This window comes from Nitrospira calida (assembly GCF_976986435.1).
The window spans coordinates 398,360-418,727 of record NZ_OZ335950.1 but is presented as its reverse complement, the minus strand read 5'-3'; the positions used below and the strand labels follow the sequence as shown (position 1 = coordinate 418,727).

General features: G+C 58.6%; 14 protein-coding genes, 3 pseudogenes and 4 CRISPR repeat arrays (1 of these 21 only partly in view). Of the genes and pseudogenes, 8 read left to right on the top strand and 9 right to left on the bottom strand.

Annotation, left to right across the window (positions count from 1 at the left end; all coding sequences use genetic code 11):
- Positions 1-2,793: a CRISPR direct-repeat array (repeat unit 36 nt; unit sequence GATGGGATTCCGACCTGAAGAAAAAGGGATTAAGAC); it reaches 984 nt to the left of the window's first position.
- Between the two features lie 13 nt (positions 2,794-2,806).
- From ACWHTU_RS02190 to ACWHTU_RS02165, 6 genes and pseudogenes are all read right to left on the bottom strand, one after another.
- Positions 2,807-2,968 (bottom strand): annotated as a pseudogene (locus tag ACWHTU_RS02190) (DUF2997 domain-containing protein); the annotation flags it as partial.
- 244 nt (positions 2,969-3,212) lie between these two features.
- Positions 3,213-5,084: direct repeats of the CRISPR family, unit length 36 nt; unit sequence GATGGGATTCCGACCTGAAGAAAAAGGGATTAAGAC.
- A 13-nt stretch (positions 5,085-5,097) separates the two neighbouring features.
- A pseudogene (locus ACWHTU_RS02185) lies at positions 5,098-5,259 on the bottom strand (DUF2997 domain-containing protein); the annotation flags it as partial.
- Between the two features lie 244 nt (positions 5,260-5,503).
- A CRISPR array of direct repeats spans positions 5,504-7,724; the repeat unit is 36 nt; unit sequence GATGGGATTCCGACCTGAAGAAAAAGGGATTAAGAC.
- A gap of 13 nt (positions 7,725-7,737) precedes the next feature.
- Positions 7,738-7,899 (bottom strand): annotated as a pseudogene (locus tag ACWHTU_RS02180) (DUF2997 domain-containing protein); the annotation flags it as partial.
- 244 nt (positions 7,900-8,143) lie between these two features.
- Positions 8,144-9,315: a CRISPR direct-repeat array (repeat unit 36 nt; unit sequence GATGGGATTCCGACCTGAAGAAAAAGGGATTAAGAC).
- Positions 9,316-9,481: 166 nt separating this feature from the next.
- Complete coding sequence (locus tag ACWHTU_RS02175) at positions 9,482-9,682, bottom strand: hypothetical protein (protein WP_447861281.1); 201 nt, start codon at positions 9,680-9,682, stop codon at positions 9,482-9,484.
- The gene (locus ACWHTU_RS02170; RefSeq protein WP_447861280.1) at positions 9,666-9,914 is read right to left on the bottom strand and encodes a hypothetical protein; all 249 of its coding nucleotides are present in this window, start codon (positions 9,912-9,914) and stop codon (positions 9,666-9,668) included. The genes ACWHTU_RS02175 and ACWHTU_RS02170 overlap by 17 nt, the downstream gene beginning before the upstream one ends.
- Before the next feature lie 149 nt (positions 9,915-10,063).
- Positions 10,064-10,660 (bottom strand): protoglobin domain-containing protein, encoded by a 597-nt coding sequence (locus ACWHTU_RS02165; protein ID WP_447861279.1) that lies wholly within the window; start codon positions 10,658-10,660, stop codon positions 10,064-10,066.
- A 176-nt stretch (positions 10,661-10,836) separates the two neighbouring features.
- On the opposite strand from ACWHTU_RS02165, the gene ACWHTU_RS02160 reads away from it, so the two are divergent.
- The 8 genes from ACWHTU_RS02160 (at position 10,837) to cas6 (ending at position 16,546) form a co-directional block, all read left to right on the top strand.
- On the top strand, positions 10,837-11,142 hold the full coding sequence (locus tag ACWHTU_RS02160; protein ID WP_447863297.1) for a winged helix-turn-helix transcriptional regulator: 306 nt from the start codon (positions 10,837-10,839) through the stop codon (positions 11,140-11,142).
- Positions 11,143-11,424: 282 nt separating this feature from the next.
- Entirely contained in the window at positions 11,425-11,769 is a 345-nt protein-coding gene (locus ACWHTU_RS02155; RefSeq protein WP_447861278.1) for a hypothetical protein, read from the top strand.
- 206 nt (positions 11,770-11,975) lie between these two features.
- Complete coding sequence (locus tag ACWHTU_RS02150) at positions 11,976-13,226, top strand: TIGR02710 family CRISPR-associated CARF protein (RefSeq protein ID WP_447861277.1); 1,251 nt, start codon at positions 11,976-11,978, stop codon at positions 13,224-13,226.
- Positions 13,227-13,246: 20 nt separating this feature from the next.
- Positions 13,247-13,525: a CRISPR-associated endonuclease Cas2 gene (cas2, locus tag ACWHTU_RS02145; RefSeq protein ID WP_447861276.1), complete on the top strand. Its 279-nt coding sequence runs from the start codon at positions 13,247-13,249 to the stop codon at positions 13,523-13,525.
- A gap of 18 nt (positions 13,526-13,543) precedes the next feature.
- Positions 13,544-14,533 (top strand): CRISPR-associated endonuclease Cas1, encoded by a 990-nt coding sequence (cas1, locus tag ACWHTU_RS02140; protein ID WP_447861275.1) that lies wholly within the window; start codon positions 13,544-13,546, stop codon positions 14,531-14,533.
- Positions 14,481-15,257: a CRISPR-associated endonuclease Cas1 gene (locus ACWHTU_RS02135; protein ID WP_447861274.1), complete on the top strand. Its 777-nt coding sequence runs from the start codon at positions 14,481-14,483 to the stop codon at positions 15,255-15,257. The genes cas1 and ACWHTU_RS02135 overlap by 53 nt, the downstream gene beginning before the upstream one ends.
- A gap of 3 nt (positions 15,258-15,260) precedes the next feature.
- Complete coding sequence (cas2, locus tag ACWHTU_RS02130; protein ID WP_447861273.1) at positions 15,261-15,539, top strand: CRISPR-associated endonuclease Cas2; 279 nt, start codon at positions 15,261-15,263, stop codon at positions 15,537-15,539.
- Positions 15,536-16,546 (top strand): CRISPR system precrRNA processing endoribonuclease RAMP protein Cas6, encoded by a 1,011-nt coding sequence (gene cas6 / locus ACWHTU_RS02125; protein WP_447861272.1) that lies wholly within the window; start codon positions 15,536-15,538, stop codon positions 16,544-16,546. The genes cas2 (ACWHTU_RS02130) and cas6 overlap by 4 nt, the downstream gene beginning before the upstream one ends.
- 61 nt (positions 16,547-16,607) lie before the next feature.
- Here cas6 and ACWHTU_RS02120 read toward each other — a convergent pair whose 3' ends face one another.
- From ACWHTU_RS02120 to ACWHTU_RS02110, 3 genes are all read right to left on the bottom strand, one after another.
- On the bottom strand, positions 16,608-18,095 hold the full coding sequence (locus ACWHTU_RS02120; protein WP_447861271.1) for a DegQ family serine endoprotease: 1,488 nt from the start codon (positions 18,093-18,095) through the stop codon (positions 16,608-16,610).
- 116 nt (positions 18,096-18,211) lie between these two features.
- Positions 18,212-19,615: a sensor histidine kinase gene (locus ACWHTU_RS02115; RefSeq protein ID WP_447861270.1), complete on the bottom strand. Its 1,404-nt coding sequence runs from the start codon at positions 19,613-19,615 to the stop codon at positions 18,212-18,214.
- Positions 19,615-20,286, bottom strand: coding sequence for a response regulator transcription factor (locus tag ACWHTU_RS02110; RefSeq protein WP_447863296.1), 672 nt, complete (start codon positions 20,284-20,286; stop codon positions 19,615-19,617). The genes ACWHTU_RS02115 and ACWHTU_RS02110 overlap by 1 nt, the downstream gene beginning before the upstream one ends.
- Between the last annotated feature and the right edge of the window lie 82 nt (positions 20,287-20,368).

Here is a 20,368-nt window from a genome sequence, read left to right as displayed (position 1 = left end):
GGGATTCCGACCTGAAGAAAAAGGGATTAAGACGAGAAACTCTGTCATCATAGCGTCCTCCGCCCTTTGATGGGATTCCGACCTGAAGAAAAAGGGATTAAGACAAGTCGCCCCTCTCTATAACCGTAAAGACGGCCTTTGATGGGATTCCGACCTGAAGAAAAAGGGATTAAGACAACGGGGCGAAGAGAATAGGTGGGACTATTTCATCGATGGGATTCCGACCTGAAGAAAAAGGGATTAAGACGCTGATTCAATGGACGATTCATCCAGCTCCTGCCCGATGGGATTCCGACCTGAAGAAAAAGGGATTAAGACAGATGCACCGCCGCGATTTCTACTCGTTCGCTGGATGGGATTCCGACCTGAAGAAAAAGGGATTAAGACTTACCAGATCGCCGCGAGCTAACTCACGGCGATCGGATGGGATTCCGACCTGAAGAAAAAGGGATTAAGACACGAACCCAGTTGTTTCTTCTTTGCGCCAGCCCGGGATGGGATTCCGACCTGAAGAAAAAGGGATTAAGACGAGAGCGAGCGCCGGATAACCGGCGTCTCGATACCGGATGGGATTCCGACCTGAAGAAAAAGGGATTAAGACAGCACCATTAGCGGAGTTGGTTTCATTGATGGGATGATGGGATTCCGACCTGAAGAAAAAGGGATTAAGACTCGATTCGGGTCCGTCGTGTAATACACGACGGATGGGATTCCGACCTGAAGAAAAAGGGATTAAGACCCATACACCTCCTCACCTTTCAACACTTCTATAAGATGGGATTCCGACCTGAAGAAAAAGGGATTAAGACGTCCTCGCCTGCCTCGAGACAGGCACAATGGACCGGATGGGATTCCGACCTGAAGAAAAAGGGATTAAGACACCTCGGCGGCGAAATATGCTTTGAGGCCACCGAGACGATGGGATTCCGACCTGAAGAAAAAGGGATTAAGACATAACCGGCGTCTCGGTAACGCAAGATTGTTTTCAGATGGGATTCCGACCTGAAGAAAAAGGGATTAAGACATCATGTTCCCTCCTTTTTTTTGACAACAAAAAGATGGGATTCCGACCTGAAGAAAAAGGGATTAAGACCTTTAGCCGGCAACACCTCGGCGGTGAAATATGCCGATGGGATTCCGACCTGAAGAAAAAGGGATTAAGACGGGGAGTACCGGGATAATCTGTCCGGATTCGTTGATGGGATTCCGACCTGAAGAAAAAGGGATTAAGACTCAATCCTTACCGCATCTTCTTTTATCATCTCTGATGGGATTCCGACCTGAAGAAAAAGGGATTAAGACGTTTGGTCCGTCGTGTAATACACGACGAACCCAGTCGAGATGGGATTCCGACCTGAAGAAAAAGGGATTAAGACGCGCGATGCTCCTGCATCCATGTGAGGAGCGCTCCAAGATGGGATTCCGACCTGAAGAAAAAGGGATTAAGACTGGGGAGGTGATAATAACCTCTCCCTGGGCGTGTGATGGGATTCCGACCTGAAGAAAAAGGGATTAAGACGTACCATTCTTCCCATCCCGCTCTACTATGTAGATGGGATTCCGACCTGAAGAAAAAGGGATTAAGACGATTCTTTACCCTCTTCTCGTTTTCCACGTGGATGGGATTCCGACCTGAAGAAAAAGGGATTAAGACTTCTCGCATTAGCAACCTCAGTATGGATCTTCGATGGGATTCCGACCTGAAGAAAAAGGGATTAAGACTGGATACACCCGGCTACCCACGTGAGCCCCGTGCGGATGGGATTCCGACCTGAAGAAAAAGGGATTAAGACATAATACACGACAGACCCGGTTGTTTCTTCTTGATGGGATTCCGACCTGAAGAAAAAGGGATTAAGACATTTCGCTCCGCCGCCATAGGTGCCGGGCGATTGTGTTGATGGGATTCCGACCTGAAGAAAAAGGGATTAAGACCATCAATCTTGATGGCGTCCTCCTTTATGAGCTCTATGATGGGATTCCGACCTGAAGAAAAAGGGATTAAGACTAGTGTCTTCCGTTCTCCTTCGAAGCTTCTTCCAGATGGGATTCCGACCTGAAGAAAAAGGGATTAAGACTTTTATCGACGGGGAGAGGGTTCCCCGACGCGACGTAAGATGGGATTCCGACCTGAAGAAAAAGGGATTAAGACTAGCCGGCGTCGCGATAACGTATGATCGCTTTCATGGATGGGATTCCGACCTGAAGAAAAAGGGATTAAGACTCGCTCTGACCCACGAGTGAGCCCTTCATAGACGATGGGATTCCGACCTGAAGAAAAAGGGATTAAGACATTTCGCTCCGCCGCCATAGGTGCCGGGCGATTGTGTTGATGGGATTCCGACCTGAAGAAAAAGGGATTAAGACCCCCCGCCTCTTGATGGGGGGCAGCGCATCACGCAACGATGGGATTCCGACCTGAAGAAAAAGGGATTAAGACTTGTCGGCTGTATCTCATGTAGGCGCGCACGGCGGGATGGGATTCCGACCTGAAGAAAAAGGGATTAAGACTGTTAGATCAAGTCATCGATCTTTATCATGTCCTCCTGATGGGATTCCGACCTGAAGAAAAAGGGATTAAGACTGCCGCGGTCGACTCGCTCCAGACTCGCCCACGCGATGGGATTCCGACCTGAAGAAAAAGGGATTAAGACCTCCCTGGGCATGCAACAGAAGCCGCCGAGGATCAGATGGGATTCCGACCTGAAGAAAAAGGGATTAAGACAGAATCTATACTTACTCAACAATTCAAAAAATGATGGGATTCCGACCTGAAGAAAAAGGGATTAAGACGTTTATACGTACGCTCGAGCGGGCGGCCGAGCGCCGCCTCGATGGCGGCGGCCGCGTCGTGGCAGCCGGCGCCGAGGAAGCCCGCGGCGTCTACCGTGCCGTCGGGCAGCACGGTGAGGGTACCGCCGGAGGGATGATAGATGAGGAGCGAGCCGTCCGCCCGCTCCTCCTGCATCCAGCCCTGCGCTGCTGCCGCCTCGCGCGCGGCCTCGATCGCATACGCGCGGGTGAGTCGGTCGAGGTCAGCCGGATTGCCCCATTGTCCGCCATAATGATCCATGGCAAGCGTCCCGTCCGCACGCAACACAAGCGGGTACCGCCAGCCGGGCAGCTGGACGGCATATCCGTGCTCCGTGGTGGAATAGAGACGGTGCGCCCCCTCACCGAGGGCACGGCCGCCCAGTCGCACGGCCGCGCGGGGATGGGATTCCGACCTGAAGAAAAAGGGATTAAGACCGCACGGCGGAGCGCCACCTCGCTCCGCCGCCATGGATGGGATTCCGACCTGAAGAAAAAGGGATTAAGACACAGGAGGTATTCATTATTCTTTTCCATGGTTGCCTCCTGATGGGATTCCGACCTGAAGAAAAAGGGATTAAGACTTCGCGGCGGCGGCGGGCTTCGCCGCGGGAGTGGTAGATGGGATTCCGACCTGAAGAAAAAGGGATTAAGACTACGGTTTCCAGAGGACAAGGGCATCCTCTGGAAAGATGGGATTCCGACCTGAAGAAAAAGGGATTAAGACCCACCTGTACTAATGTGTTTCAGGGTCTCTTGGATGATGGGATTCCGACCTGAAGAAAAAGGGATTAAGACTGTAATACACGACAAATCCCGATGTTTCTTCTTGATGGGATTCCGACCTGAAGAAAAAGGGATTAAGACTTCATTCTTCATCATGATGACCGTTGTGAGGTTGTGATGGGATTCCGACCTGAAGAAAAAGGGATTAAGACCGGTAGAGGGTGTATTCACCCTCTACCTTATAAGGATGGGATTCCGACCTGAAGAAAAAGGGATTAAGACGACCGGATGAGATCGATGATGGTGTCCATGAGGAGATGGGATTCCGACCTGAAGAAAAAGGGATTAAGACCGGATCCGGTCGACTCCTCCTTGCGCCAGCCGGGGATGGGATTCCGACCTGAAGAAAAAGGGATTAAGACTTATTGCATTCATTCTTCATGATGACTGTTGTGGATGGGATTCCGACCTGAAGAAAAAGGGATTAAGACATATGCTCCAGGACTTCCTGGATGCGGCGCCTCGATGGGATTCCGACCTGAAGAAAAAGGGATTAAGACTAGGGACACACGCTGTTCTAGACAAGAAATGGAGAGATGGGATTCCGACCTGAAGAAAAAGGGATTAAGACGGCGAGGCGGGATCAATCTCTCTCACCTGCAGGCAGGATGGGATTCCGACCTGAAGAAAAAGGGATTAAGACGGCGAGGCGGGATCAATCTCTCTCACCTGCAGGCAGGATGGGATTCCGACCTGAAGAAAAAGGGATTAAGACGCCGCGGCCGCGGCGAAGACCCAAAAAGACTGACCGTCCGATGGGATTCCGACCTGAAGAAAAAGGGATTAAGACTCACTCCCATCGGGGAGTGCTTCTTCATAGGAGATGGGATTCCGACCTGAAGAAAAAGGGATTAAGACAGGGCAACGCTCATAGAGTCGCCCTTCCGTCCAGATGGGATTCCGACCTGAAGAAAAAGGGATTAAGACGGGAGGTCATCAACATCGATAATTTGCCACTCACTGATGGGATTCCGACCTGAAGAAAAAGGGATTAAGACTATTTATTTTTGATTCATAGTGTGCGGGTTGGGATGGGATTCCGACCTGAAGAAAAAGGGATTAAGACACCGGCAGCGATCCTCCCCCTCATAGAGAGGGCAGGATGGGATTCCGACCTGAAGAAAAAGGGATTAAGACCCTTGTCCGTCGCGTAATACACGACGAACCCGGTTGATGGGATTCCGACCTGAAGAAAAAGGGATTAAGACCCCTGTTCGTCATACAGGCGCCCCAGGAACCCGCGGATGGGATTCCGACCTGAAGAAAAAGGGATTAAGACACCCGGTTGTCTCCCCCTTGAGCCAGCCGGGGACGATGGGATTCCGACCTGAAGAAAAAGGGATTAAGACGAAAACGCTCTTCCTCAACTGTCTCGATGGCGAGATGGGATTCCGACCTGAAGAAAAAGGGATTAAGACCGAGAGTTAGCCCTGTTGCTGCATCCAGGGCTGGATGGGATTCCGACCTGAAGAAAAAGGGATTAAGACGTTTATACGTACGCTCGAGCGGGCGGCCGAGCGCCGCCTCGATGGCGGCGGCCGCGTCGTGGCAGCCGGCGCCGAGGAAGCCCGCGGCGTCTACCGTGCCGTCGGGCAGCACGGTGAGGGTACCGCCGGAGGGATGATAGATGAGGAGCGAGCCGTCCGCCCGCTCCTCCTGCATCCAGCCCTGCGCTGCTGCCGCCTCGCGCGCGGCCTCGATCGCATACGCGCGGGTGAGTCGGTCGAGGTCAGCCGGATTGCCCCATTGTCCGCCATAATGATCCATGGCAAGCGTCCCGTCCGCACGCAACACAAGCGGGTACCGCCAGCCGGGCAGCTGGACGGCATATCCGTGCTCCGTGGTGGAATAGAGACGGTGCGCCCCCTCACCGAGGGCACGGCCGCCCAGTCGCACGGCCGCGCGGGGATGGGATTCCGACCTGAAGAAAAAGGGATTAAGACCGCACGGCGGAGCGCCACCTCGCTCCGCCGCCATGGATGGGATTCCGACCTGAAGAAAAAGGGATTAAGACACAGGAGGTATTCATTATTCTTTTCCATGGTTGCCTCCTGATGGGATTCCGACCTGAAGAAAAAGGGATTAAGACTTCGCGGCGGCGGCGGGCTTCGCCGCGGGAGTGGTAGATGGGATTCCGACCTGAAGAAAAAGGGATTAAGACTACGGTTTCCAGAGGACAAGGGCATCCTCTGGAAAGATGGGATTCCGACCTGAAGAAAAAGGGATTAAGACCCACCTGTACTAATGTGTTTCAGGGTCTCTTGGATGATGGGATTCCGACCTGAAGAAAAAGGGATTAAGACTGTAATACACGACAAATCCCGATGTTTCTTCTTGATGGGATTCCGACCTGAAGAAAAAGGGATTAAGACGAGATACCCGAGGTCTTTTTCTTCCTTCTCCCGGGATGGGATTCCGACCTGAAGAAAAAGGGATTAAGACTTTGTCATGGGCATATCATGTAGGCGCGCACGGCGATGGGATTCCGACCTGAAGAAAAAGGGATTAAGACAGGATAGTGTCCTCTATCCGTCTCCGCAGTTTTGATGGGATTCCGACCTGAAGAAAAAGGGATTAAGACATGAGCCTTTAACCAGCTTTGTGGCGGGCACTATGGATGGGATTCCGACCTGAAGAAAAAGGGATTAAGACTGTAATACACGACAAATCCCGATGTTTCTTCTTGATGGGATTCCGACCTGAAGAAAAAGGGATTAAGACTTCATTCTTCATCATGATGACCGTTGTGAGGTTGTGATGGGATTCCGACCTGAAGAAAAAGGGATTAAGACCGGTAGAGGGTGTATTCACCCTCTACCTTATAAGGATGGGATTCCGACCTGAAGAAAAAGGGATTAAGACGACCGGATGAGATCGATGATGGTGTCCATGAGGAGATGGGATTCCGACCTGAAGAAAAAGGGATTAAGACCGGATCCGGTCGACTCCTCCTTGCGCCAGCCGGGGATGGGATTCCGACCTGAAGAAAAAGGGATTAAGACTTATTGCATTCATTCTTCATGATGACTGTTGTGGATGGGATTCCGACCTGAAGAAAAAGGGATTAAGACATATGCTCCAGGACTTCCTGGATGCGGCGCCTCGATGGGATTCCGACCTGAAGAAAAAGGGATTAAGACTAGGGACACACGCTGTTCTAGACAAGAAATGGAGAGATGGGATTCCGACCTGAAGAAAAAGGGATTAAGACGGCGAGGCGGGATCAATCTCTCTCACCTGCAGGCAGGATGGGATTCCGACCTGAAGAAAAAGGGATTAAGACGGCGAGGCGGGATCAATCTCTCTCACCTGCAGGCAGGATGGGATTCCGACCTGAAGAAAAAGGGATTAAGACGCCGCGGCCGCGGCGAAGACCCAAAAAGACTGACCGTCCGATGGGATTCCGACCTGAAGAAAAAGGGATTAAGACTCACTCCCATCGGGGAGTGCTTCTTCATAGGAGATGGGATTCCGACCTGAAGAAAAAGGGATTAAGACAGGGCAACGCTCATAGAGTCGCCCTTCCGTCCAGATGGGATTCCGACCTGAAGAAAAAGGGATTAAGACGGGAGGTCATCAACATCGATAATTTGCCACTCACTGATGGGATTCCGACCTGAAGAAAAAGGGATTAAGACTATTTATTTTTGATTCATAGTGTGCGGGTTGGGATGGGATTCCGACCTGAAGAAAAAGGGATTAAGACACCGGCAGCGATCCTCCCCCTCATAGAGAGGGCAGGATGGGATTCCGACCTGAAGAAAAAGGGATTAAGACCCTTGTCCGTCGCGTAATACACGACGAACCCGGTTGATGGGATTCCGACCTGAAGAAAAAGGGATTAAGACCCCTGTTCGTCATACAGGCGCCCCAGGAACCCGCGGATGGGATTCCGACCTGAAGAAAAAGGGATTAAGACACCCGGTTGTCTCCCCCTTGAGCCAGCCGGGGACGATGGGATTCCGACCTGAAGAAAAAGGGATTAAGACGAAAACGCTCTTCCTCAACTGTCTCGATGGCGAGATGGGATTCCGACCTGAAGAAAAAGGGATTAAGACCGAGAGTTAGCCCTGTTGCTGCATCCAGGGCTGGATGGGATTCCGACCTGAAGAAAAAGGGATTAAGACGTTTATACGTACGCTCGAGCGGGCGGCCGAGCGCCGCCTCGATGGCGGCGGCCGCGTCGTGGCAGCCGGCGCCGAGGAAGCCCGCGGCGTCTACCGTGCCGTCGGGCAGCACGGTGAGGGTACCGCCGGAGGGATGATAGATGAGGAGCGAGCCGTCCGCCCGCTCCTCCTGCATCCAGCCCTGCGCTGCTGCCGCCTCGCGCGCGGCCTCGATCGCATACGCGCGGGTGAGTCGGTCGAGGTCAGCCGGATTGCCCCATTGTCCGCCATAATGATCCATGGCAAGCGTCCCGTCCGCACGCAACACAAGCGGGTACCGCCAGCCGGGCAGCTGGACGGCATATCCGTGCTCCGTGGTGGAATAGAGACGGTGCGCCCCCTCACCGAGGGCACGGCCGCCCAGTCGCACGGCCGCGCGGGGATGGGATTCCGACCTGAAGAAAAAGGGATTAAGACCCCGTCCCACCGGGTCCTAAGGCGCATGGACTGCGCCGATGGGATTCCGACCTGAAGAAAAAGGGATTAAGACCCGTCCGGCCGGCGTTTCCAACGCCTGCCCAATGTCGATGGGATTCCGACCTGAAGAAAAAGGGATTAAGACGCTCCGCCGCCATAAATGGTAGGCGATTATGGCGGGATGGGATTCCGACCTGAAGAAAAAGGGATTAAGACTGTGGACCGTATCACAGTCCACACAGCGCTTCGCCCTGATGGGATTCCGACCTGAAGAAAAAGGGATTAAGACTTCGCGGCGGCGGCGGGCTTCGCCGCGGGAGTGGTAGATGGGATTCCGACCTGAAGAAAAAGGGATTAAGACCTCAGAGCCCCTCACCAGCTTTGTGGCGGGCACCTGATGGGATTCCGACCTGAAGAAAAAGGGATTAAGACATACCATCCCTTGCCTAGCTGAATGTCCTCCCCGGATGGGATTCCGACCTGAAGAAAAAGGGATTAAGACGTATGGGTGCCGCGGATGACGTGATTGAAAAACCGATGGGATTCCGACCTGAAGAAAAAGGGATTAAGACGGTGACAGCTTGCTGCTGCACATGCAGCAGCATCGATGGGATTCCGACCTGAAGAAAAAGGGATTAAGACAGTTTGTCCGGGTTCGTTGCATAATACACAACCATGATGGGATTCCGACCTGAAGAAAAAGGGATTAAGACGAGATACCCGAGGTCTTTTTCTTCCTTCTCCCGGGATGGGATTCCGACCTGAAGAAAAAGGGATTAAGACAGTCCAGTGGTTTCCTCTTTTTGCCAGCCGAGGATTGATGGGATTCCGACCTGAAGAAAAAGGGATTAAGACCCAAACAGGGAGGGTTTCCCCTCCCCGTTGAAGGATGGGATTCCGACCTGAAGAAAAAGGGATTAAGACGCCTCCCAGTTCTGCTTACTTCGCGGCGGGCTTCGGATGGGATTCCGACCTGAAGAAAAAGGGATTAAGACGGACTTTTTCTAGAAGCTCCTCGGTCTCGGGCGCCGATGGGATTCCGACCTGAAGAAAAAGGGATTAAGACAGGTGTCCGAGCCCCTTCTCCTCCCTTTCTTTAGATGGGATTCCGACCTGAAGAAAAAGGGATTAAGACTCCATGTCCACAATAATCGGGAGGAAAAAAGGGGTCGGGAGTCTTTTTCTACTGAGCTTGAGCAATGACTCAAGCTTTCTCGACTCTTCAGGCGGCCTTGAGTTCGCTGACCAGCAACCCAATCGCCGCCCCCAGCGCAAGATCGGTGTGGGTGCCGAAGACTTGGCTACGGAGCTGGCCCCGTCCATCCATCCAGAATGGTCGTCAGTGCGCCCCGCATCCGATAGGCGCGCATGGTCATACGCAGCGGAGAGCCGTCCGCACTTGGCTCGCCCACCCCGAGGGGAAACGTGATCCGATGCTCGTGAAGGAACGCCGCCAGCGCGTCTGGTCCCATCACGGCGTGGTATTCAAATACCGTGTGCAAGCCCACGACCCGCCAGGGGTTCGCGCTCGAACGCCTCGGCCACGCGTTGGGCTTGGGGCAGACCGTGCAGGACACAGCCCGGACACCGCATCTGAAAAGCGTGGAGCACCACCACGCGACCACGGAAGTCGGCGAGCGCCAGCGGCTTCTCCGTATTGAACCACCGACTGGCGCGCCATTCGGGCGCCGGCCCCGACATGCTCACGAGCCCGCTGGCCTGCCGCAGGGGCATACCGACACCTCCCGTCACTCGCACTGGTGGAGCCTCTTCAGCCGCGCGTGCGCGCGACATGCACACAGACCGAGGCGAGGCCGTGAACCCACAACTCCCGGAACGGCTGCGGGTGGGAGGTGCCCAGCCCGCAGCCCCAGCCCTCCATGTCAGAAGTCGCCGGCCTTCACGTACGGATGGCTCCACAAGATCGTCTGGAGCAAGCACGACTTCACCCACGCCTGGTACATCTTCTCAACCTCGTCAGGGGAGTGATCCTTCTTGGCGAGAAACGGCTTGAGGGTGAAGGTGACAGGATAGACGAGCGCTACGAGGTAGCGAAACGGCACATGATCAGTGGCTGGCACGTTGTCAGTTTTGTTCTTCTTAATCCGATGGTGCCGGAGCCCGATTTCGTACTGGTAGTCAAGCCACTTCTGGTCATATTCGGCTCGTGCCGTATCCAAAATCCATTGGCCGAACCGCTTGCGCACAGCCGCCAGGTACTCGTTGAGCGGCTTGCCATCGTTCCGTCCTGTGAAGGCCGCTAGCAAGTGCGGATGCTGGCCCACAAAGCCGTACCAGACATCGAGGATGGCCTCGACTTGATCCTTGACGATATCGTAGGATTGGCGCAGGGCTTTCACATCATCGTCGGTGAACAGCACACTCTGTTTCATCAGCTCGAAATCGGTCAAACTCACCGGCGAGCGCGGCACCGCGGCGGTGCCGTAGGTATATCCGGAAATGGGCGGTGTTTGGTTCATGGCTTCACTCCTTTCATAAAGGGGATTGGTCACCGATGCCCGCCAGCGTGCACAACATCCCCCCTTCGCCACAAGATCGCACCAATCGGTACGGAGGGCACCGAAAAGTACCGTGGGCTCGATCTGACCCGGCGGGGTCTCCGTCATCTGCGGAGGCACGCCCGAGCGTGGCCGCCATGGTCGAAGATGTGATCGGCTGCAAGTGGACCGTTCGGCTCTTGTGGCTCTTATCCGACGGCCTGGCTCGACCGAGCCGGTTGCTCAAGGCCTGTCCTGGCCTTTCGACCAAGGTGATGAACGAGCGCCTGCGCAAGCTCACGCGTTTTGGTCTGCTCGACCGCCGAGTTCATGGGGAGAAGCCGCCGGTTGTCGTCGAATATCGGCTCACGCCCTTGGGCAGACGGTTTATGCGCATTTTGGCCGAGGTGAAGAAGCTCCAAGAAGCGTTGGATGCAGGCCTCGGGGCCCCTCCATCGCCGTGACGCTTGCGGATGAAAAAGGGGTCGGGAGTCTTTGACCGGTCAACACCCCAAAAGCGAGCGAGCAATCTTGTTCCTCGATGCAAGGCTCGCGGCGGAGCACAGTAGCGGCGAAAGTAAACGGAGGCCTTGGGTCTCCCATTGCACTGACCGCTCTTCTCGGGACGAAGATACGATTCAAGAAAGACTCCCGACCCCTTTTCGATCCCCCGCTTGCCGAATGCCCGCCATGCCGCTACAATTCTTTCGCCAATCACCTGCCCATCATTTGCAAAGGAGGCGTCTATGTCGGGAGTGCGGGTGTTTATCGGTTTTCTGATGGGTGTCGGGCTGTTGATCGCAGACGGGCTGCATGCGTCAGATTCGCTCCCCGATGATGGCTCGCATATTCAAATCACGGCGCCCAAGGACGGCGAGACCGTGGACTCAACCTTCGAGCTTAAGTACGAGCTGCACGCCGGCTCGCAAGCCCATCACGCCCACGTGTATTTGGACGGGCAGTACCAAAAAGGCTTCAAGGGCACCTTCACCAACGTGCCTCCCGGCCAACACGAAATCAGAGTGGTCGCGGCCAACAAGGATCACAAGATGTTACCTGCCTCGGCGACTGTGAAGGTCACCGTCAAGTAATATCCTCGTTTTCGTGAGCGGCTTCGCGGAGCGGGGTGACAGGTCCCACCGGACCCTGCCTCTCCGCTCCGTTGCTCCCTTTTCTCTTTCCACTCGATACCGGCCATTCCCCGCCCCTGCACGGCAACGTTTGCACGGCAACGTTTCTCGACTTGCCTGCCCTCCCCTGATGCGGTATGACAGGCACAGACACACGGAGGCACCGCATGGCGAAGGCATTCGTCCAATCGGTCGGGACCGGCACACGGCCGGATCAAGACATCACCCAGCCGCTTTTGTGGCATTGGCGGAAGAGCGGAGCCACCTATACCGTCTGGATCGTCAGCGCCGACAGCCGGAAGCATGCGGAGCGGATGGTCCGAACCCTGAACCTGTCGCCGGAGGCGTACGACATTCGGGAGACCCCGGACCCGGACGATGTAGAGGCGACCTATCGGTCCTGTCGCGCGGTGCTGCGGGATCTCACCCGCCGCGGTTTTGCACCGGAGGACATCGAGGTGGATTACACGAGCGGCACCAAGGCCATGACGGCAGGGCTGACCCTGGCGGCGGTCGCGCATGGTTGTGGGACGTTGAGCTACATTGCCGGTGCTCGGTTCAGCGGGACTGTGGTGAGCGGCACCGAGCGGCTCGTACCGATCGAGCCGCGCCGCATCTGGGCGGACGAGCGGCTGGCACTGGCGACAGAACTGTGCCGGGTGCAGCGGTTCGACACGGCGCGGGAGTTATTGGGCCGGCTGAATGCTGCGTGGCTGGGTGACCATGAAACGCGTCTCAAGGACGTGCTGATGGCGGTCGCCGAGGGCTATGGCGCGTGGGATCGATTCGAGCATGCGCGAGCGGCCGGCGAATTGGACAAGGTGCTGAAGGCCGATGTTGTCGAGGCAGATCCGTTCCGCCCGGCGGCCGATCTCCCCTCGCGGCTGCTCCGGTTGAAACCCGAGCGCGGCCATTCGCCGGACCGGCTGGCCGATCTCTTCAACAATGCGCGTCGGCGGCTCGACGAGGGACGTTACGACGACGCCCTCGCGCGACTGTACCGGATGGCAGAGATGTTGGGACAGTGGATTCTCTGGAAAGACTTCGGGATCGACACAGCCCATGTGGATACCGCCAATGTACCCAACTCGCTTCGAGCCGAACTTGACGCGATCCGGAACCGCGATGGGGTGATCAAAATCGGCTTGGAGTGGGATTATCGGCTGCTCAAGGAGCTTGGCCACGAAGTGGGCTGCCGATTTGACCAGGGAGAGTTGCGCGGCCTCGGCGTCTTGCTCAAGAAACGCAACGTGTCGCTGCTTGCGCATGGTCTGGAGCCAATCGGGAAGGCCGACGTCGAGTCGCTCATGGGCAAGGTGCGACATCTCGTCCTGTTCGCGGTGCCGGATTTCGACAGCCGGTGCGAGGCGTTGGAATTTCCATGGCGCCGACTGCGTCAACAGTCGAGCGCACACTGACCGGCAGCGGAGCAAAGACCATGCGCCGTCTCTACCTCATCGCCTATGACGTCTGCGAGCCTGGGCGCCTCAACAAGGTGCGCGACCTGCTCAAGGCCTACAGCACCGGCGGGCAGAAGTCGGTGTATGAATGCTGGCTCAGCCCGACCGAATTGACCGAGGTGACGGACATGCTGCAAGGGCTCATTGAGCCGAACGAAGATCGCGTGCACATCGTCACGCTTGACGGCCGCAGCCGGCCTCATACCCTGGGCATTGCCGTGCCGCCGGCCGATCCGGCGTTCTTTTACTTCGGGTAAGGGCCACGGGAGCGTGCGATGGGCGGCACGGTCTATCTGGATCGCAAGGATGCCGAGCTCCGGCTCGACGGCGGGGCGCTGGCCGTCTACGTGAACGGCGAGCGGGACGGCATGGTGCCGCTGGCCCCCGTGGACCGGGTCGTAGTGATCGGGAACCAGCTCGTCGAAACGTCCGTGCTCCATCGCCTGGCGGAGCAGGGCGTCGCGGTATTGTTCCTCTCCGGACGCACGCAAGCCTTTCGCGGCCGCCTGGTGGGTCGCCTGCACAATCATGCACGGCTGCGCGTGGCCCAGTATGCTGAACACCGCGGCCCCCTCGCCCTTCGGCTGGCGACGGAATGGATCACGGCCAAGCTTGCCGGACAGGTGGCGGTGTTGCGCGAGGCCGCGGACGCACGGCCGGACCAGCGGGCGCTGCTCCTGCGTGCCGCCGAGAGTATCGACGAGACCCGCGCCAAGGCCGTTGAGGCCGGCAACGTCGAACGGCTGCGCGGGCTGGAGGGCGGCGCGGCCGCGGTCTATTTTGGCGCGCTGCCGGCCGTGTTTCCGCCGAGCCTGGGGTTTGGGGGACGGGAACGGCGGCCGCCGCGCGACCCGGTCAATGCCCTGTTGTCGCTGACCTACACGCTGGCCCATTGGGAATGGGTGCGTGAATGCGAGGCCATTGGGCTCGATCCGCTGATCGGGTTCTACCACGAACTGGACTACGGCCGGGAATCGCTGGCTTGCGACTTGATGGAACCATTCCGGCCGATGGTGGATCGGTGGGTGTGGGACCTGTTCCGCGAGCGACGGTTCGAGCGCCGTGACTTTGCCTCGGACCAGGATCGGCCGGGCTGCTCGTTGAAGAAGGGCGCGCGCAGCCGATTCTATGCCGCCTATGAAGACTGGATCGCTCCGCATCGCTCGCCCATGCGGGAGACGGTCGAAACCTTGGCGCGACACATCCTGAACCATGGAGAGAACGCTCTATCTCAAGGAAACGCCGGGGCTGCGGGTCAGCCGTGACGGTCCTTCGTTGTGGATCGAGCGGCGCCACACCGCCGGGCAACGTGTGCCGGTGCGGCTGATCCGGCGCGTGCTCATCGCTGGCAACGTCGCGCTCGACACCGAGAGCCTGATGGCCTTCGCCGAACGCGGGGTCCCGATTACCCTCTTGAATCGAGAAGGCGAGCCCGTCGCGGTGGTTCTGGGAAGTGCAGCGGGCCTGTTCGCCCGGCGCGGACAACAGGCGGCGGCTTTGGAAGATCCCCGGCAGCGGGACCGCCTGTGCGCATGGCTGCGGGCATGGGAACGCGGGCGCCGCTTGGTTTTGGCGTCCCGCCTCGATCCCGTGACGGCGGCGCGATGGCGGCAGGAAGGGATGCGGCCAGCGGACTATGACGCATGGATTGCGCGACAGGCCCGATTGCGCGGCGTATCGCTTCGGCGGCGCGGGTTTTTCCGGGCAGCGCTGCAGACCTTGGCGTTAGAGATAATCGTGGGAGCGGGGTGGGACCCGCATCTGAGTCCCCTGCACCGGGCCCAGCCGTTGGGATTCGTGCGAGATTGCGTTGCGGCGCTGCAGCCCGACGCCGACCTCGTCTGGCTAGACAGCGGCGCGGGAATTCCAGACGAAACCGGCCCGCTGCCGCGGGCGCTGGCGGAGCTGTTTGAATCCCGCCGCTCGCGTTTGGCGATGCTGCTCCGCCGGCTGCTCGACCAGTTCGCCGTCATGATCTGGGAGCCATAACTGATGCGGACGCGCTATCTGGTGTGCTACGACATTACGGACGAGGGCCGGTTGACCCGCGTGCACCGGTATCTGAAGGGCATCGGGGTGCCTGTGCAATATTCCGTCTTCCTGTGCTCGTTCACCTGGCTAGAACTGCAAGAGGTCGTGTCTCGATTGAACCACTTGATCGACGTGCAAGCAGATGACGTGCGCCTCTATCCGCTCCCGTCGGGCGACACGATCACCGCACTTGGCTGCGGAGACCGGCTGCCGGACGGCGCGACTGTGGTGCTCCCGTGAGCGGACTGCCTACTGACGCCAATCCTGGCCGGACCTCTCTCCCGCTCTCGTTCGGGCGGTTCACGATTGCGCTCAAGCCGGACGCGGCGCTGCGGCTCCCGCTGTACGCCGGCTCCATGTTCCGCGGCGCCTTTGGCCTCGCACTCAAGCGGGTGGTCTGCGCGACTCATACGTATGAGTGCGTTCCCTGCGGGCTCAAGGATCGTTGCATCTATCCGTATGTGTTCGAGACTCCGCCGCCTCCGGACACCCGGGTGATGCGCAAGTACCCGGCGGCTCCTCATCCTTTTGTCCTCGAACCGCCGGCCGGCGGGCAGACCGTGGCTCCGGGCGAGGCCTTCGAGCTTGGCCTCACCTTGTTCGGCCGCGCGCTGCGCTGGCTCCCGCATTTCATTTTCACCTTCGAACGCATGGGCCGGATCGGTTTCGGCTCCCGCCGGGTGACCGCGACAGTCACTGAAGCGAACGGGTGGGTGGATGGGCGATGTTGCCGAATCTATTCCGCGAAGGAAGGCATACTCGCCGGAACCGAAGCCTGTATGCAAACCGCCCGCCTGTCGCTCCACCCGCCGGTCGGCGGGGCCGATGGCCGCGCCAAGGCGCGGATGGAGATCGAATTCCTCACTCCGGTGCGGGTGAAGTATGATGAGCGCCTCGCCATGTCGCTGGAGTTCCATATTCTGGTCCGCGCGTTGCTTCGGCGCATCGCCCATCTCTCGTATTTCCATTGCGGGGGCGATCCGTCGGAGGTTGCGTTTCGCGAGTGGATCAACCTGGCACGTTCGGTTCAGACCGTCTCCTCCGCGCTCGTCTGGTACGACTGGACCCGCTACTCGCAGCGCCAGCAGGAAACGATGCAACTCGGCGGATTGATCGGCCGGGTGACCTTCGAAGGACCGCTCGGTCCATTTGTGCCTCTCTTGCGGGTGGGCGAGGTGACCCATGTCGGGAAGGCGACGAGTTTCGGCTTGGGACAGTATCGCCTGCTTGGCGCCGGTCTGCGCTGACCGTTTCCAGCGAGCGCCCGGCGGGACGCGCGTCCCGCCGGCCCCGCGCGTTCTCCGGTGTTTACACCTTCACGCTCAGGAACAGCGCCGCGCCTCGCCGGTTGATCAAGAAGAGGGCGTGCTCGCCTTTCTTGAGGTGGGCTGACACCTTCTCGAAGTCCTTCACGGATTTGACTGGCTGCCGATTGATCTCGCGGATCACATCGCCCGGCATCAAGCCGGCCCGGTCCGCGCCGCTATCCGGCTCGACGTTCGTCACCACGACGCCCTGCATCTGGCTCCGCAGGCCTAGCTCGCGCGCGGTCTCCCGATCCAGATCCTGAACGGTCACACCGGCCAATGCTCCTTCCGCCTGGCCTGTATCGGCCTTGGCGATTTGAACCGTGTCCGGCTGCTCGCCGATCGTGACTGTGAGTTCCTTCTCTTGACCGTCCCGAATGACCTTCACCGTCGCTTTCGTCCCGACGGCGGTTCTTGTGACCAGACGCTGCAACGCGACCGCGTCCTCCACCGGCGAGCCCTGATACCCGATGATCACGTCGCCCTGCTTGAGTCCCGCCTGATCCGCCGGGCTGTCTTCTTTGACTTCGCTGACAAGTGCGCCCTTCGATTCCTTCAGCCCGAACGACTTGCTCAGATCCTGTGTCAGGTCTTGGATGCTGATGCCCAGGTAGCCGCGGACGACCTTGCCGGTCTTGACCAGGCTCTCATACACGGGTTTGGCCATGGCCGTCGGTACGGCGAACCCGACGCCCTGGTAGCCGCCGGTCTGCGAGAAGATGGCCGTGTTGATCCCGATCAGTTCCCCTTTCGTGTTAACCAGCGCCCCGCCGGAGTTCCCCGGGTTAATGGCCGCGTCGGTCTGGATGAAGTCTTCATACTGGGTGATGCCCATGCGGCCGCGGCCCAGCGCGCTCACGATGCCGAGCGTTACGGTGGAGTTCAAGCCGAAGGGATTGCCGATCGCCAGGACATACTCGCCGACCTGCAACTTGGACGAATCGCCCCAAGGTACGTAGGGGAGGTTCTGCCCCTCGATCTTCACGACCGCCAGGTCCGTTTTCGGATCTGTCCCGACGATCTTGCCCTTGAACTCCCGCTTGTCCGGCAGCGTGACGGTCACGTCCTTCGCCCCGTCCACCACGTGGTTGTTGGTGATGATGTACCCGTCCGGCGACACGATCACGCCGGACCCCATGCCGCCACCACGGCGCTCACGCGGGTCGAACGGAGGCTGGGGCCCGCGATGGCCGCGCGGGCCGAAGGGGGCCCCGAAAAATTCCTCCATCCGCTCGTGCGGTTCACGAGAGTCGGCCGTTTTTCCCGCAATGGACGGCGTAATGTTGACGACCGCCGGCGTGACCGCCCGCGCGACGTCCGTAAAGCCCGCGCCGGGCGGTTGCGCGGCCGGTGTCGTTGCGACCGCCGTCTGCGCCGGCGAAGTCACCGCATGGGACGTGGATAGGAACAGTCCGCCCCAGATCATTGCCGCACCGAGCACCGCCGCCCCGGCGCCGGCTCCGAGTGTCCGTTGCCACGATCGATTCATCGTTCCCTCCTTGTGAAACGTACAAATGAATAATGGTCTTTGACGAGCCGGTCCGACTCACAGGCGCACTTTAACAACACAGGATGAGAGGGGGATTAAGGAGAGATTAAAAGTCGCTAAGCCGCTGAAGGCGCGAGGGGCAGCACGACGGTGAACGTCGAGCCTTCGCCGATCGCGCTCTTGACCTCGATACGGCCTTGATGGGCTTCCGTGATCCAGGCACAGATCGCAAGCCCTAATCCGGTGCCCTTCTTCGTATGCGCCCGCGCTTCGTCGGTGCGGTAGAAACGATCGAAGATCAGCTTCTGCGCTGCGGGGGCGATCCCGATGCCCTGGTCGATGATCGCCAGGCGGGCCTCATCAGCCTCTCTCAGGAGGGTGATCTCCACCTTGCCGCCCGGCTTGGAGTACTTGACCGCGTTGTCTACCAAGTTCAGCAGTAGCTCGCGCAGACGCAGCTCGTCCCCCAACACGGTGGCAGGCTGAACCGTCCCGAGCACGACCTCCACGTGGTGTTCCTGCCCCAACAGGCCGGCTTGCCGCTGGATATCTTCGACCAGCGCTTCCAGCCGGACCGGCGCACGTTCCATCTTGACCTCGCCCAGGTCGGCCCGTGAGAGAAACAACAGTTCCTCGACAATGCGGCTCATCCGGTCGATCTCCTCCAGGTTGCTCTCGAGGACCATCTTGTAGTCCTCCGTCGCGCGGGGCCGGCGGAGCACCAATTCCGTTTCGCCCTTCATGACCGTCAGTGGCGTTCGCAGTTCATGCGAGGCGTCACTGCTGAACTGGCGGATTTGACGGAACGACGCGTCAAGCCGGGCGATCATGTCGTTGAACGTGGCGGCGAGGCGCCCGATCTCGTCCGAAGAAGACGGCACGGTGAGCCGCTGGGTCAGGTCGCCTGCCGCGATCCGCTGGGCGGCCAGCGTGATCGTGTCCACCGGCTTCAAGGCCCGTCCCGCGAGGAACCACCCGCCGGCCAAGGACACTGCCAGCGCGACCGGGATGGTCACCAGCAGCATGATCAGCAGGCGATGCAGCGACGCCTCGACGGATTCCAGCGAAGTGCCGACTTGGACGATATAGACCAGGCTCCCTCGATAAAGAATCGGGACCGATACGAGCCGGAGCGGCGGTTCACCGGGATATTTGGCGGACTCGAATGTGGTCTTGCCGGTGAACGCGTCCTCGAGCGCGGTCCGGCTGAGCGGGACGTCATGCCGTTGAATGTTGGGGGACCGGATGGTGATTTTGCCGGTCGGGCTGAAGATCTGAAAAAACTTGTCGATGCGGGCCAGCTCAGGGAACTGGGTCAGCAGCTCTTCTTCGTCGAGCAGCGTGAGGAACCCCCGCTGCTCTAGCGAGCGCACGGCGACCGTGGCCGTCTCCTCGAGCGACTGATCCACCTGGTCTTTGAGACTCCGGGCCATGACGGTATACAGCACGACGGCGAAGATCGCCAAAAACAGCGCCATCGCGGTTCCGTACCACAGCGTGAGCCGAACCCGAAGCGGCATCAGTCGGCCTTCAGCATGTAGCCGCTGCCGCGGACGGTGTGGATGAGCTTCCGCCCTCGGCCTCGGTCGATTTTGTTCCGGAGGTAATTCACATAGACGTCGATGACGTTGGTGAACGTGTCGAAGTCCTGATTCCAGACGTGCTCGGAGATCATCGGTCTGGTCAGCACCCGACCGGCGTGTCGCATGAAATATTCGAGCAGGGCATACTCCTTGAGCGTGAGGTCGATCCGCTGGCCTGCGCGGGTCACTTCGCGCGTGGCCGGATTGAGCACCAGATCGTCGATCTGCAGCACGCCCGGCGTTTCGGCGGCTCCCCGTCGGAGCAACGCACGGACGCGCGCAAGCAGTTCATCGATCGCGAAAGGCTTCGTCAGGTAATCATCGGCGCCGGCGTCCAACCCCTTCACCTTCTGATCGACCTGCGACTGGGCGGTAAGGATCAGCACCGGCGCCTGGATTTTCTCTTTGCGGAGCCGCTTGAGCACTTCCAGGCCGGGCAGGCCCGGCAGCATGAGATCGATCACAATGAGGTCGTAGCTGCCGCTCAAGCCCAGGTCGAGGCCTTGAGCGCCGTCAGCGGAGAGATCCACTGCGTAGCTCTCCTCCTCCAGCGCTCGTTTGATGAAGGAGGCGACCTTCGCTTCGTCTTCGATCACCAGGATGCGCATCACAGACAGCGTCACCAACGCGGCGCGCGAGCCATGCGTGACCAGCGGGTTTGTCAGGTTACCAGAAGCGCGATCTCGTGCC